Origin of the sequence: Dyadobacter jiangsuensis (genome assembly GCF_003014695.1) — a bacterium.
GTDB classification, from domain to species: Bacteria; Bacteroidota; Bacteroidia; order Cytophagales; family Spirosomataceae; genus Dyadobacter; species Dyadobacter jiangsuensis.
Genome location: NZ_PYAS01000003.1, coordinates 201,204 through 217,170 on the forward strand (window position 1 = coordinate 201,204; position 15,967 = coordinate 217,170).

A 15,967-nucleotide genomic window follows, 5' to 3' on the forward strand; every position below is an offset into this window, starting at 1 on the left:
ATTGAAAAACAAATAGTTACATATTGTATGAAATATTGAAAAAAGGGTTACATTCAATGTTCAGAAGTGAAAATTGACCCTTTCAATACTCCTCTATATGTGTTCGTTGAAGTATCGCTGCGTCCTCGTAGTAGTACTACTGGTACAGCACCTAACTAACGTTACGGCCCAGGAAAATAGGGCTTACAACCTTTACCTCAAAAGTGGTACAATCACACCGGTGCCCGTCATTGAGCTTGTACGAAAGCAACCGAGTAGTGTACTTCGGGCTGCGGCTGATGAGGAGGATAAATTTGTAATAATCCAATTTTTCGGAATTCCTTCTGATCCGGTAATCGACCAGTTGAAGAACGTAGGGATCACCTTGCTCGACTACATTCCCGAGAATGCCTATGCGGCCCTTGTACACGGAGATCCCGCTCGCGACGTATTGCAGGCGGCCGGGGTAAGGGCGCTCCTCGAATTGCAGCCCGAACAGAAGGTTCAGCCGGCATTGCTGGGGCCAAATCTGCCGCCTCACGCGGTTCACGAGGGTGGGAAAGTGGATGTGCGGATCAGCTATGTAAGAACGTGGAGTGTCGACAGTGTCCGGGCAGCCCTTGACAAGCAGGGGAGCTCGTTATTGTCTGATGCTTTGAGCTCCTACCAGATCGTGGAGGCAAGGGTGCCTGCGGATGGACTGCTTGCATTGGCTGGGCAGCCGTGGGTACAATATATAGAAGTGGTGCCGCCGCCGGACGAGCCGCTGAACGACAAGAGTGAAGCAGGGACGCGGGCGAATGTGCTGGCCTCATTGCTGCCCGGCCAGAGGCAGCTTACCGGCGAGGGCGTGGTGATCGGGATAGGGGATAGCGGGTACCTGTTGGAGCATATTGACGTGGCCACAAAGCTCATTAGTTACAACCCCGAGAGCAGCTACTGGCATGGCGTCCACGTGGCGGGTACCGCGGCGGGAGGTGGTATTATGAATGAAAAATATAAGGGATATGCGCCCGGGGCGTCGCTGATTAAACGCAGCAACTCTGAAATCTGGAAGCAGGCGTCTAATCTGGTCAGGGATTTTGGTTTGGTGGTGACCAATAACTCGTATGGCGGGAGCGTCTGCCCCGATTATGGTTCCTACACCTTCGATTCCTACATTCTCGACCGCCAGGCGGCCGATTTACCCAGCTTGCAGCATGTATTCGCAGCAGGGAACAGCGGGTTGGAAGCTCCCTGCGAGGGAGTTGTCGCGGGTTTTGGGAATGTGATAGGAGGCAGTGCTTCATCCAAAAATGTGCTGAGTATTGGGCGGACGGGGGTGGGCAGCCTTATCATTGCCAGTTCAAGCAAAGGGCCTACCAGGGACGGGCGCATCAAGCCGGAGATCGTTGCTCCGGGAACGTCCATTGTGTCAACGCTTCCCGGAAACGCCTATCAGGCAGCTTCCGGCACGAGCATGGCAGCACCGGCAGTGACCGGAGGGCTGGCATTGCTGTACCAGCGATACCGGCAGCTGAATGGCGGAAATAATCCCAGAAATGCGCTCATGAAGGCGCTACTGTGCAATGGCGCCACCGAAAAGGGATTGGCCGGGCCCGATTTTACCTACGGCTTTGGCATGATGAACTTGCTCCGATCGGTTTCAATGCTGGAAAAAGGGCAATATTTTAATGGCTCGGTAGTCAACCAGGGCAAGAATGGTTATGAAATATCGGTGCCGTCGAACACGGCGCTGGTTAAAATCATGCTGTACTGGAATGACCCTGCTCCGGCAGTGTTCACCGGGAAAACGCTGGTCAATGACCTCGATTTGACAGTAGCGCTGTCGGGCGGCAAAGACATACAGCCGTCATTTCCCAGGGCGGCCAATCCAAACGCGGCGGCGGAGCCCGGTGTGGATAGCGTTAATAATGTAGAGCAGATCGTCCTCGAAGGACCGGCAGCAGGAACTTACGTAGTGAATGTGGCGGGAAGAAAGGTGCCCAGCGGCCCGCAAGAGTACTTCGTCGTTTACGACATCATCGAAACTTCCGCTGTTCTGACGTATCCCGTCGGTGGCGAGCGCTTTACCAAAGGCGATGTGATCGATATCTATTGGGATAGCTATGGTCATGCAGGCAGCACATTTTCGGTAGCCTATTCGCTCAACGACGGCGCGTCGTGGACGAATCTGAACACATCCGTACCGGCAGGTACCAACCAGCTCAGCTGGACCGTGCCCGATGCATTCACCACTACCGCCAAAGTACGCATTACCCAAAACAGCACCGGGGTCGTTAAAGAGAGTGCCGCGTTTACGATTATGGGTATTCCGGTAATCACGTTATCGACGAACCAGTGCGAAAGTTACGCGGCCGTGCAATGGACGGCCGTAAGCGGTGCGACCGATTACGAAGTCATGCGCTTGCGGGGAAATGAAATGCGGCCGGTGGCCACAACTACTGAACTCAAATATGTACTGAGTGGCCTTTCCCGCGATTCTACCTATTATATTTCTGTAAGGGCCCGCAAGAACGGTGTACCTGGTCGAAGGGCGGTTGCTATCAGTCGAAAGCCGGATTCGGGAACGTGCGAGGGGATCATTTCGGATGGCGATCTGGCGGTGGATGCCATCGTTTCACCTTCCGGATCGGGCAGAATGCTCACTTCCACCAGCCTTGGCGAGTTCCAGCTGGTGAAAATACGGCTCAGGAACTTCGACGATCAACCCGTGATACAATCGTTTCAGGTAGGGTATGCGGTGGGCAGCGGAGCGGTTCATTGGGAGACGGTCTCCTTGGACGTTACCGCCAATGGCTACCTGGATTACACTTTTATTGAATCCATCGATATGCGTAATGCAGGCTCGTATCCGCTGACGGTGACGGTGAAGATGGATGGAGACCAGGTCGCGGGCAACAATCAGAAATCGGTATTGATCAGGCAGTTGGCCAATGCGCCGGTAAGTCTGCCGTTCACGGATGATCTTGAATCGCTGCAAAGCGCAGAAATGAATGTAGCTGCAATGGGGATCGGCGGAGCCGATCGCTACGATTTCTCGCAGGAGCGCGATCTGGGGCGGTTACGGACAATGGTCGATCCCGGTTTGGCCTACTCGGGTACCAAAGCATTTACGGTTGATGCGAACAGCGGCAACAATTCCCAATATCCGACTTACCTGGACGCGACCTATAACCTTGCGGGTTACCACGCCGAAAGCGATGAAATCATGTTGTCGTTCCGGTATCGGCTCTACGCCGCTACCTGGCCCGCCTGGCCTTTGCGCGTATTCATTCGTGCGAAAGATACCGATCCCTGGATAGAGGCGCTGGAAAGCACGGTTGTTCCGTATTTCACCAAAAACAACAACTACTGGCTCATGTCGATCGGGGTGAGCGATTTGTTGAAAAGGAATGCAAAGGATTTCAGTACCAGTTTTCAGGTGAGGTGGGAGCAGAGTTTCAGGTATCCCGCGCAGACAGACGGTTCGACGATCGACGATATCCGCCTCTACACGACCAACAGCGATATGCAGGTCACGCGGGTGAGTGCATTGGCTATCCCTTCCTGCGATGCCAATGGGTATCAGGAATATAGCATGCTCATCAAAAACAACGGCAGCGAAGATAGCTACCGGGTGCCTTTCGATGCATTGATCAACGACCAGTTGGCCTATCAGGGATATGTGCCGGTGGTGAGGGCTGGCGCCGATACGCTTTTTACCTTCAATTTTTCTTCGACGCTGTTCATGAACACCGACCGGAATATAAAAGTCAGAGCCAGAAAGGCATTTGACAAGAATGCAGGGAATGATATTGCGGGCACAACAGCGAAAGCTGCCCAGGTTATTTCCAGCTTTCCCTACCTCGAAGATTTTGAAAATGGCGCTGGCGGGTGGTACCTGACCGAAACGAGCCCCTTGTGGGTATTCGGTACGCCTAATTCCGGCAAGGTGACGGCCGCCGCGAGTGGCAGCAATGCGTGGACGACTAACCTCGGCGGTGCGCGTTCCGGCGAGACCATATCCTATTTGTATTCGCCTTGCTTTGCCATGAGCGGCATGGGCCAGCCTTCGTTGAGTTTCAGCACGTCGATCGATCTTGCAGCTTGTGCGGGCGGTGCTTGTGACGTGGCCTATGTGGAATACAATGTAAGCGGAAATACCTGGATGCGCCTGGGGGCGATCAATAGCGGTACCAACTGGTATAACGTGCAGCCGGAGGGTTCGGACGTGTGGAACGTGCAGGACTATACCAGATGGCATGTAGCCACAGTGCCGATACCGAATTATTTTCCGGGCGGCTATGTCCGTTTCCGCTTTGTGATCAAGAGCAAATCGGCTGCCGGCCGGGCTGGTATCGCGATTGACGATATTCATATTTATGATTCGCAGGCAATCGTATATGTCAATGCGTTGCAGGATAACCCGGACGCATCTGCAAATGTGCAGGGAGATGATTGGGTCCCCTTCAAGCTGCATAATTCTCTGGTGGCGGCGGTTCATCCACACGGACAGTCGCTCGGGCAGGTTTCGGTGAAGGCTTACCAGGACAATGGGCCCATGCGAATTGAAAACAAGCTTTACTATCTGGGCAGGAGTTTTACAATTTCGGCATCTCAGCCCGACTTTGCCCGGCCGGTGGGCGTACGCCTTTACATTACGGATGAAGAAAGTGAAAGGCTCATTTCGGCACCCGGGAAAGAAGGCATTGTCAAACCTGCTTCGGCCTATGACCTGACGGTAACCAAGTACTCGGGGAGCAATGAGGACGGCGATTTGACGAATGACGGTAGTGTGGCCTGGACTTTCTATCCTAAAAACGCCGTGAGAAAAGTGCCTTATGCGCAGGGGTACTATCTGGAATTTACGGTGAAAAGCTTTTCCGAGTTCTGGTTTGCGAAGGATTTTATCGGGTTCGGGACACCGTTGCCGGTGCGGCTTGCCAGCTTTTCGGCCACACAGGTCGAAAATAGCACGCATCTCGAATGGCGTACAGCGGAAGAGGAAAATGTAAGCCATTTTGAAATACAAAGAAGCCCGGACGCGCGCGCCTGGACTTCGCTGCCCGTGAACACGCCGGCGATAGGCGAGGGCGGACACATTTACGAGGCCATCGACGCCTCGCCATTGGCAGGAGTCGCTTACTACCGGCTGAAAATGGTCGACCTGGACCAGACTTTCGCTTACAGTCAGATCGTTTCGGTCGATTTTGCCGGCACGGGAAACAATCCGGTGGTGCTGTTCCCAAATCCTGTGACGGATAAGCTGTACATCCGGAGCGGCAACAGGCGATTTTCGAAAGTTCAATTGCATTCACTTTCAGGAGTGCAGCTGTATACTTCCGCTGAAAATCAGTCGGTGGTGGATGTCGGCAGGCTGACTTCCGGAGTGCATTGGGTTACCATTCATTATGCCGATGGTTCGCAAAGCAGCCACAAGATTGTGATCGTGCATTAAGATAGATTAACAAAAATGTGACGATCGGTTACCTGAGATTCCCGGCATATGGTTTATTTGCAAAAAAGACCATATCCTCTCATGAAAATCAAACTGATCCCGATCGTCGCATTACTTTTCGCATTTTCCGCATCGGCCCAGCAAATTAATACCACCGATCTCGACCGGCTTTTTGACACCCTCGCTACGCACAATAAATCGATGGCGAGCGTGCTGCTGACGCACAAGGGGCAGAAAGTGTACGAGCGGGCGATCGGTTATGCGGTGGTCGATAGCACACGGAGCATCAATGCGACACCACAAACCCGCTACCGGATCGGCTCCATTACCAAGACCTTCACCGCAACAATGATCATGCAGTTGGTCGAAGAGAAAAAGCTTGCGCTGGATACGCATTTGGATAAATATTTCCCAACCATCCCGAATGCAAGCCAGATCACGATCGAAATGATGCTGCGCCACCGGAGCGGCATCCACAATTTTACCGATGACGAGGCTTACTGGAAACAGCAGACACAGCCCAGGACGCGAGCTGAAATGCTGGCTGTTTTTGGCAAATATAAACCCGACTTCGTTCCCGACGCAGAGGCAAAGTACAGCAATACCGGTTATATTCTTCTGGGATACATCATTGAGGATGTGACTAAAAAGTCCTACGAAAAGAACCTTCAGGAGCGGATTCTTTCACGTATTGGCTTGAAAAACACCAGTTTTGGTGGGAAGGTCGACCCGGCCCGTGGCGATGCCTATTCCTATTCGTTTGCGAAGCGCTGGGAAAAGCGGGAAGAAACCGATTTGAGTCAACCGGCAGGTGCAGGGGCCATTGTTTCTACCCCAGGCGATGTGTTAACGTTCATGGATGCACTTTTCAATGGTAAGCTGGTGTCGCAGCAGAGCCTGATCCAGATGACGAAGATCGTCGACATATTTGGAATAGGACTGGTTCCGACCCCTTTTTATCAGAAAAAGGGATATGGCCATACCGGCGGCCTGGACGGTTTTCAGACAGTTGTGGCTTACTTTCCCGGTGATAGCCTGGCGGGTGCTGTTTTCTCGAATGGGGTTGATTATCCATTAAACGATATCCTGATCGCCATGCTTAGCGCCTATTATAAAGTACCGGTTGTTATCCCCGACTTCAATGCCATGCAGGTGAGCGCGGAGGAGGCCGAGCAGTACCTGGGCGTTTACGAGAGCAAGCAGATCCCGTTGAAAGTGACGATCACCCATAAGGACAATAAGCTGTTCTTTCAACCCACCGGTCAGCCTACATTTCTCCTGTCGCCCGTCAAAAAGGATACATTTAAGATCGATGCGGTCGGTGTAACGATGGAGTTTCGGCCGGAGCAAAAAGAAGCGACTATTACACAGGCTGGACAAGCGTATCTGTTTACTAAGTGAGGGTATGATAGGTATGTGAAATTTAGTATGTTAGCGGTTGCCAATGGATATGCCTGTTGGTGCAAGCCCTTTGCTATCAATTACTTGTCTATCCTATGTCTTCAACCAGTGAAACTACGAAAAAGGCGCTCCACGCAATGAGCGCCCTGCAAGACCTTGAACAGCTTCTGGACGAGATCAAAAATAAGCCGTTAAGTAAATCGCTGCCCGAAACTTTACCCTCCGAAATACCGGTATCGGTCGAGGGGATCAGGAAGCGGCTGGCATTTCTTCTGGAAAAAACGGACCATGATTTCCCCTATCTGAGCGGAAAGCAGCAGTTTTCGGATGTTTCAAGGCTGGAAGGGAATATCGAGAACTATATCGGAATGTCGATGGTACCCACTGGAGTGATCGGCCCGGTGTCGGTGCTCGGGTCCATGGCGAAAGGCGACTTTTACATACCGCTGGCAACGAGCGAGGGCAGCTTGCTCGCGTCGTACCACCGCGGTGCGCGCGCATGTTACCTGGCAGGAGGCGCAACGTCGGTGTGTCTGATCGACGGAGTGCAGCGCTCGCCGGTTTTTAAGTTTGATAACCTGGGCAACCTCGGCACTTTTCTGGTCTGGATCATTAGTCAGCTCGAAGAATTCCGCCGCATTACCGAGTCGGCCAGCCGCTACGCGAAGCTGATCGACATGAAATCCAATATTGAAGGCAACCACCTTATTCTCACATTCGAATATCATACGGGCGATGCATCCGGGCAGAACATGGTGACGATCTGTACCGACGCCATTTGCCGGTACATCATTCAAAATGCACCGGTACAGCCGAAGTTCTGGTTTATCGAAAGCAATTTTTCAGGCGATAAAAAGGCGACTTCGCAGTCGTTCGCAAATGTGCGGGGCAAGAAGGTCACTGCCGAAATCACACTCTCGCAAAAAATCGTACACGACGTACTCAAAACGAGTCCGGAACACATGGCGGAATACTGGCGATCGTCGACGATCGGCACCATTCAAAGCGGCTCCATCGGTGCGCAGGGGCATTATGCCAACGGCCTCACGGCATTGTTCATTGCCACCGGTCAGGATGTGGCCTGCGTTTCGGAGGCTTCGGTCGGCATTACACGCATGGAACTTACGGCAGACGGCGACCTGTATGTGTCGGTCACGCTGCCCAATCTGATCGTCGGGACGGTCGGCGGCGGAACTGCACTCCCCACTCAAAAAGAATGCCTCGAACTGATCGGCTGCGCCGGTGCCGGCAAAACCCGGAAGTTTGCCGAAATATGCGGCGCATTGGTACTCGCGGGCGAAATATCCATTGCGGCGGCGCTTTCGGCGGGCCGGTTCACAGCCGCACACCAGAAATTCGGCCGTAAAAGATGAATCTACCGGCCCAGGGAAATGCATTCAGCAATGCCGGGGAGAACAACGCACCGTTTTTCCGCCGGTTTTATATTTACCAAAAAGAGCGGTTTCCGCTGCTGGGGCATGGCTTGCTCGTGGCGGCATTCAGCTTCTCGGCGATTTCCTATTCGCGGATATGCCGGGGCGCTGAGGGATTTGTAGATATTAAAACATTCGCAGTCGGGATTTTTACGACCATATCCCTTTTCCTGCTGGTCAGGATATTCGACGAGTTCAAGGACGCGGAAGATGACGCCCGTTTCCGTAAAGAGCTGCCCATTCCCCGCGGACTCGTCACATTCCGCGAGTTGGCGGTAACGGGTATCGTGGTCGCTATTGCGCAAATCCTCGTGAACCTGGTTTTCTTCCCCAAAATGCTTTGGATCTATGCGGTGGTCATCGGGTACCTGTCGCTGATGGGGAAAGAGTTTTTTGTGGCCGAGTGGCTCAAAAAGCATCAGTTCTGGTATGTCACATCCCATATGTTCATTATCCCGCTCGTTGATATTTATGCCAGCGGCCTCGATTGGCTCCTGGCCGGCCAGAAGGCGCCCGAAGGCCTGTTTTTCTTTTTTGCCGTATCTTATATGAATGGTATTGTGCTGGAAGTAGGCCGCAAGATCCGCGCCCCGCAACAGGAATCGGAAGGAGTGCTTACCTACACTTCCATGCTGGGGGTGCCCAGGGCCATTGGTTTGTGGCTTGCCGTGTTAGCGGTAACCCTGTTGCTCAGCATGGCCGCTTCGGTATTTGCAGGTTATGGGTACGTGGTGCTGGCGGTTTTGGGTGTTGTATTTCTCGTTTGCGCCTTGCCGGCCATACTGTTTTGGAAGGCCAGGACGACAAAACAATCAAAAATGATCGAATATGCGTCGGCGCTTTGGACGATCGCTATGTACCTTACGCTGGGTGCCGGGCCGATGATCTCAAAATTGCTATTCCATTGATGCATTTCATTTCTGACACAGAACCCCACAAAACGACCGGCGTCACCATTGGCGGCAAGGCAGGAAACCTGTTTCGTTTGAAGCAACTCGGCTTGCCGGTACCGCACTTTGTGGTGATCCCGTGGGAAACTTTGCGGGCGGATATTTCCGGGCCTGAACTGGTTACCGGGCTGCTGAGCGCCTTTGAAGGAACGCGCTATTTCGCGGTGCGCTCGTCAGCGGCCGGGGAAGACGGTGCGGCGTTTTCGTTTGCGGGGCAGTTTGAAAGTTACCTCGGCGTGACGCCGGATGAACTGGCTGCGCGGATTGCGGATGTCCGGCAATCGGCATTTTCGAAACGGGTAATGGCCTACCGGAAGCATCATGGGCTTTCCGATGCCGGTGGCGTGGCGGTGATTGTGCAGGAGATGGTCGACGCGGATGCGGCCGGTGTGGCATTCGGGGCTAATCCACTGACCGGCAACCGGCAGCAGAAGGTCATTAATGCGGTGCCCGGCCTGGGCGATCGCCTGGTTTCAGGTGAGGTGAATGCCGATGAGTTTTTGTTGGAAGGTGCTGAAATACAGTCTAATCTGGCGGATGGAAAGCAAGCCGGGCCAGCGCTTACCAATGAGCAGATTTACCGGCTCGGTCAGATACTGGAATCGCTCGAAAAGGAGCTGGGCCACCCGCAGGACATCGAGTTTGCAGTTAGAAATGATCAGATATTTTTGCTTCAAACCAGGCCCATTACGACATTGAAAGCAAAGCCCGAGGGGAACTACATTCTTTGGGATAACAGTAATATCATCGAATCGTATCCAGGCGTAACCACTCCGCTGACCTTTTCTTTTATCAGCAAATCCTACGAAACGGCCTATAAGCTTTTTAGTGCCTATCTGGGTGTTAGTGAGTTGGTTATCAAAAAAAATGAAAGGGTGTTTGCCAATACGCTCGGTTTTCTGAACGGCCGGGTTTACTATAACCTCAAAACCTGGTATCATATGCTGGCCATGCTGCCGGGTTACAGTATCAATGCCCGGTACATGGAGAAAATGATGGGGGTGAAGGAGCAATTCGATATCCCGGATTCCTACCGCTTGCCAAAAGGGAAGGCCTGGTGGAGCATTTTGAAAATGGCGGTACAAATGCTATTCCGGTTCAGAGCCTTGCCCGGGAAGCGACGGGAGTTTATGCAGCTCGTCGAGGGGACGATCAACGAATACAAGGCAATCCCTTTCGCGGAGAAAAGCGCCGATGAACTCATGCATTTGTACCTCAACTTCGAACGCAAACTCCTGCTCGAATGGAAGGCGCCCCTGCTGAACGACTTTTTTGCGATGATCTGGTTCGGAATGCTGCAAAAGCAATGCGGGCAGCTTTCCGGCAGTGCCAACCCGAATCTCCATAACGACCTCCTGTGCGGCAGCAACGACATTATTTCCGTGCAGCCTGTGCATCGGAGCATTGCCATTGCGGCCCGCATTGCAGCGGTTCCGGCGTTGAAGGATTTGTTTATGACAAAAAATGAGCAGGCTATCCACGAAATGCTGAGCCTGAGCAACGATCCGGAGTTCGTTGGCCTAAGAGCCGATATCGACCGCTACATCGCCGATTTCGGCGAGCGCTGCGTAGGGGAGTTGAAACTAGAAACAATCTCGTACGGTCAGGAGCCGGCTCGGTTTATAAAAGTGCTGAAATCCTACGTGGAAACGGGCATTACCAACGCACAGTTTTCAGGTGAGCGGGAAGGCATGATCCGCACGAACGCCCAGCGGGAAATAGCCACGCATTTGAAAGGTAAAACCATAGGCAGGTTGAAAATGCGGCTCACGCTCCACTACACGCGCGAGCTCGTGAGCGCCCGCGAAAACCTACGCTACGAGCGTACGCGCGCATTCGGGATCGTGCGGGAGATTTTTACCTTCATAGGGAAGCGGTTTTATGCCGATGGGCTCCTCACCAATGCGAGGGACGTTTTTTACCTCACGAAAGAAGAGATTTTCAGCCAGATCGAAGGCACGGCGGTGACGCAGGACGTCAAAGCGCTCGTGGCATTGCGGCAAAAGGCTTTTCAGGGTTATCGGGAGCTGGGCCCGCTTTCGGAACGGTTTGCCACTTATGGCGTGCCGTACAACGGCAACGATTTTTTCAACATCGACCGGGTCGAAATGCCCGAGGGCGATTTGAAAGGCATAGGATGTTCCCCTGGGCGGGTAACAGGGCGGGTGAGGGTAGTGGCCGATCCCGCGGAAGTGCCTTCACTGAACGGCGACATCCTGGTGACCACCAGTACCGACCCCGGCTGGGTTACCCTCTTTCCGGGCGCATCGGGCATTATCGTGGAGCGGGGAAGCCTGCTGAGCCATTCGGCGATCGTTTCCCGCGAAATGGGCAAGCCGTGCATTGTGGGGGTAACCGGCCTTTTAAAAAGCCTTAAAACAGGAGATGAAATTGAAATGGATGGTAGTACGGGCATAATCAGGACTATTTCCCGATGACGAAAGAGGATTTAACAAAGAGGGTCAATTTTGATATTATCCGGTACGCCAACTGCTGGGAGGATGCGGACATTCTGCTGGCTGGCCTTTCGCCCGCGCCCGGCAGCAAGGTGCTTTCGATCGGTTCAGCGGGGGACAACAGCTTTTCTTTCCTGGTTACGGATCCCGAACTGGTCGCGGCGGTCGATATTAACCCCACGCAGCTGTTTTTGATTGAATTGAAGAAGGTTTGCATTCAAAACCTGGAATGGGAGGAGGTGCTGGGCTTTCTCGGATTCAGGCCGTCGGAGAGGCGTTTGCAATACTTTCAGGGTTTGAAAAGTCAACTGAGCAGCGCCACCCGGGCCTATTGGGAGTCGAATCTGGCGCTGATTGCCAACGGCGTCATTCACCAGGGGAAGTTCGAACGGTATTTTCAACTTTTCAGCGGGCGGATATTGCCCTGGATCCATTCACGGCGCGTGGTGGAAGCGCTTTTTGAAGCCAAAACGGCAGAGGAACAGGTTTATTTTTATCAAAACAAATGGAATACCTGGCGCTGGCGGCTGCTGTTCCGTATTTTTTTCAGCAGGTATGTGATGGGGAAATACGGGCGTGATCCCGAGTTTCAGAAACAGGTTCAGGGGTCGGTTTCGAAGTTTATTTTTGAGAAGGCCGCGGCCCAGCTTGCCTCGGTGGCCGCGCAGGACAATTACATTTTGAGATACACGCTTACCGGCGGCTTTGACGGCCTTTTACCGCATTACCTGCAAAAAGAGCATTATCCGAGGGTACGTGCGAACATCGACCGCCTGCATTTGAAGGAATGCTACGCCCAGGGGGCCATTGCGCATTACGGGAAGTTTCACTGCATGAACCTATCCGATATTTTTGAATATATGGATGCCGGTTTGTTCCGGGAAACGGCACGTACACTCATCGCCGGCACGGAACAGGACGGCAGGCTGGGCTACTGGAACCTGATGGTACCGCGCCGGATTTCGCAGATTTTACCTGAAAACGTCGAATACTTACACACCGAATCCGAACGCCTGACGGCCATGGATAAAGGCTTCTTTTACAAGGGCTTCATTGTTGACCAGGTTGTTCGGTAATGTGCCCCAATGCATAGCTATGAAAGAAATCATTCCTCCGCTTATTCTCGCATGCTGTTTCCTCGCACTCTTTGGCCTGGCCGAATTACTGTATCATTTCGGGAAGGTCCGGGCTGAATGGACGCGCAAGATCGTACACATTGGTACCGGGCTGCTCACATTGCTTTTTCCCGTGGTACTGGTCAGTCATTGGCAGGTGTTGTTTCTGTGCGCCAGTTTTCTCGTGATTCTGCTGGCCAGTTTGAAGTTCGGCTGGCTGCCATCCATCAATGCCATTGATCGTTTTTCGTACGGCAGCATTCTGTTTCCCATTATCGTTTACCTGCTTTTTTGGGTATTTCAAATGGCGAGCAGGGGCCTCATCGTTTTCTACCTGCCTATCCTGGTCCTCGCCATTTGCGATCCGGTTGCGGCGCTGGTCGGGAAGCGGTTTCCTTTTGGGAAATACCAGGTGATGGGGGGCGGTAAATCGGTAGCTGGTTCGCTGGCATTTTTTGCGACGGCGTTGCTGGTAACGGCCCTTACCGTTTCGGCATTCAACGATGCACATTCCGGCATGCTGCTGATTCTGCTGGTGCCTGCCATCGCAACGGTCGCGGAAGCGCTGGGTGTCAAAGGAATGGATAACCTCACGATTCCCGCAAGTGTAGTATCAACCCTTTGCCTGTTATGACGATCGCGATCACAGAAACCGGCCCCGGCCGTCCCGATTTTCATTTGTTTACGGATCTGCCCGGACGCATTTATCCGCCCGACAGCATCCGACTCAAAATACCCGAAACTATTCCGACCGACTTCCTGAGAGCCTGTTTTTTGGTAAAAGATGGCGGGAATGTCGTTGCACGGGCGAGTATTTACGATAATCCGCTGATGCAGTATGCCGGGCAGCGTGCGTTTTCTGTCGGGAATTACGAATGTGCTGATCGTGACGAGTATGCTTCGGCGTTGCTGACGCATATTATGGATTCCGTCAAAAATTGGGGCGGTACGTACGTGATAGGCCCCATGAACGGCAGTACCTGGGAGGGTTACCGCTTCCTGGCCGATCATGAAAATCCTTTGTTCTTTACGGAGCCGCACCATCATTTATATTACAACCAGCAATTCAAAGATGCTGGTTTAGCGCCGATAGCGCAGTATTACAGCAACATCGACCGCGGAATGGAGCTGGATAATCCGGAAATCGTAGCCCGTGCGGAGGAGCTAATGGCCGAGGGGGTGACGATCCGATCGATTGACCTGTCCGATTTTGAGGCGGAAATCAGCCGGGTTTATGAGTTTAATCTGCTGGCTTTCAAGACTAATTTTCTTTACACACCCATCAGCCGGGAGACCTTTTTGAAGAAATATCTGCAAACGAAAGCCTATATCAATCCCGACCTCACGCTGCTGGCCGAGGATAAAGCGGGTAACCTGGTCGGCTACTTTTTCTGTATCCACGATTTTTGCAACACACAGAACAAAACGCTGATTGTCAAGACGCTTGCCCGGCATCCGGCACCGGAATGGAAAGGGCTGGGGCATGTGATCGGTAATCTGATTTACCACAAAGCCGTGGAATTGGGCTATACCAGTGCCATTCATTCGTTCATTTATGAGCAGGGTACTTCCACGAAATTATCTACGCATTTCTCCGGTACCCATTACAGGAACTACGTTTTGTATGGAAAACACCTCGCCTGACCGGTTCAATATCGTCGATCTTTTTCATCTGGCGGCGCGTGTAAACGCCGGTAAACCCGCGATCATTTACCGTGAAAAGCGTATCGCATTCGGCGAGCTCGAAACGGCCGTAACGCAGACCGCCGCCCATTTCCTGCGCAAGGGTATCCGCAAGGGCGACCGCGTGCTCGTATTCGTGCCCATGAGCGACGACCTATACCGGACCGTACTGGCACTGTTCCGGATCGGTGCGGTGGCGGTTTTCCTGGACGAATGGGTGAGCGTGAAGCGACTCGTCGAATGCTGCCGGCTGGCGCAATGCGCTGCATTTATCGGGACGTTCAAGGGGCGTGTACTGGCCCGGCTTTTGCCTGGTCTGCGGTCAATTCCGCTGCATTTGGGTTTGAAATACGATACAGACCAGGCTCTTCCGCCGTTTCCTGAGACCGTTCGGGAGGACACTGCCCTCATTACCTTTACAACCGGCAGCACAGGCACGCCCAAAGCGGCTATCCGGACGCATGGTTTGCTTTTTGAGCAATTCCAGGCGCTGATCCCGCTCATCGATCCCGCTCCGGCAGATATTTGCATGCCGGTTTTACCGATTGTCTTACTGATTAACCTCGGCGCCGGCATTACGTCGGTAATCGCCGATTTTAATCCGCGTAAGCCCGACACCATGAAGCCGGAGCGCATCGCGGGCCAGATCAGCCGATTAGGCGTCACGTCTATCATTGCATCGCCATTTTTTGTCAAGCAACTGTCGCGGTATTTAAAGGGTAATGCATTGTTTTTAAATACAATACAAAAAATACTCACTGGCGGTGCGCCGGTATTTCCAGCCGAGGCCCGCGCTTACCGGGAGGCATTCCCGCAGGCACATATCGGCATTGTGTACGGTTCAACCGAAGCGGAACCGATGAGCATGATAGCTGTCGACGAGCTGATTGCCTCCGAAACAGCCAGGGGATTGAATGTAGGGAAAGTAGAGTCGGCGGCGACGGTGAAAATCATCGCGATCACCGATGATCGCATTACCGCGACCGATGAGGAAGCGCTTTCGAGGCTGGAAGTTGCACTGGGCGAGATCGGGGAGATTATCGTTGCGGGAAAGCATGTGCTGCGGGATTACCTGAATAACGCGGAGGCATTAAAGCGTAACAAGATTTTCGTGGGAAACCAATGCTGGCACCGCACGGGCGACAGCGGTTTCCTGGATGGCAACCTGTTCCTTACCGGCAGGTGCGCGTCACTTATCCGCACACCGAACGGGCTGCTATCCACATTTTTGTTTGAAAACCACTTTCAGTCGATCAATGGAGTGGAAATGGGGACGGTGATGCAGGTCGACGGCGAGCTTACAGCGGTTGTTGAGCTCAATGACAACACTCAGCGGGATGCTGTCGCGTCAGCGATCAAGTCGTTGCCGGAGGCATTCGGGGATGTTATTTTTATTCCTAAAATTCCGAGAGACCCGCGGCACAATTCTAAAATTGATTACGAAAAGCTGAGACTTTCTCTGTCGCACAGGCATTAAAAAAGCCGACTGAGATACCTCCCAGCCGGCTTT

The 15,967-nt window shown here is 53.0% G+C and carries 9 protein-coding genes; all 9 read left to right on the forward strand.

Translation table 11 applies throughout. From position 1 onward, the window contains the following. The first annotated feature begins 97 nt into the window (after positions 1-97). The 9 genes from CLV60_RS06925 (at position 98) to CLV60_RS06965 (ending at position 15,934) form a co-directional block, all read left to right on the forward strand. Positions 98-5,419, forward strand: a complete 5,322-nt coding sequence (locus CLV60_RS06925; protein WP_106594647.1) for a S8 family serine peptidase — start codon at positions 98-100, stop codon at positions 5,417-5,419. 81 nt (positions 5,420-5,500) lie between these two features. After that, positions 5,501-6,820: a serine hydrolase domain-containing protein gene (locus CLV60_RS06930; RefSeq protein WP_229210854.1), complete on the forward strand. Its 1,320-nt coding sequence runs from the start codon at positions 5,501-5,503 to the stop codon at positions 6,818-6,820. 95 nt (positions 6,821-6,915) lie between these two features. Further along, a complete protein-coding gene (locus CLV60_RS06935; RefSeq protein WP_106594649.1) occupies positions 6,916-8,193 on the forward strand; it encodes a hydroxymethylglutaryl-CoA reductase in 1,278 nt (425 codons plus the stop codon). Then, on the forward strand, positions 8,190-9,161 hold the full coding sequence (locus tag CLV60_RS06940; protein WP_106594650.1) for a UbiA prenyltransferase family protein: 972 nt from the start codon (positions 8,190-8,192) through the stop codon (positions 9,159-9,161). Before CLV60_RS06935 ends, CLV60_RS06940 begins: the two co-directional genes overlap by 4 nt. Next, entirely contained in the window at positions 9,161-11,641 is a 2,481-nt protein-coding gene (locus CLV60_RS06945; RefSeq protein ID WP_106594651.1) for a PEP/pyruvate-binding domain-containing protein, read from the forward strand. Before CLV60_RS06940 ends, CLV60_RS06945 begins: the two co-directional genes overlap by 1 nt. Then, on the forward strand, positions 11,638-12,735 hold the full coding sequence (locus tag CLV60_RS06950) for a DUF3419 family protein (RefSeq protein ID WP_106594652.1): 1,098 nt from the start codon (positions 11,638-11,640) through the stop codon (positions 12,733-12,735). The genes CLV60_RS06945 and CLV60_RS06950 overlap by 4 nt, the downstream gene beginning before the upstream one ends. A gap of 19 nt (positions 12,736-12,754) precedes the next feature. Continuing rightward, complete coding sequence (locus CLV60_RS06955) at positions 12,755-13,408, forward strand: diacylglycerol/polyprenol kinase family protein (RefSeq protein WP_106594653.1); 654 nt, start codon at positions 12,755-12,757, stop codon at positions 13,406-13,408. Beyond that, complete coding sequence (locus CLV60_RS06960) at positions 13,405-14,418, forward strand: hypothetical protein (RefSeq protein WP_106594654.1); 1,014 nt, start codon at positions 13,405-13,407, stop codon at positions 14,416-14,418. The genes CLV60_RS06955 and CLV60_RS06960 overlap by 4 nt, the downstream gene beginning before the upstream one ends. Further along, positions 14,399-15,934, forward strand: coding sequence for an AMP-binding protein (locus tag CLV60_RS06965; protein ID WP_106594655.1), 1,536 nt, complete (start codon positions 14,399-14,401; stop codon positions 15,932-15,934). Before CLV60_RS06960 ends, CLV60_RS06965 begins: the two co-directional genes overlap by 20 nt. The last annotated feature ends 33 nt before the right edge of the window (positions 15,935-15,967 follow it).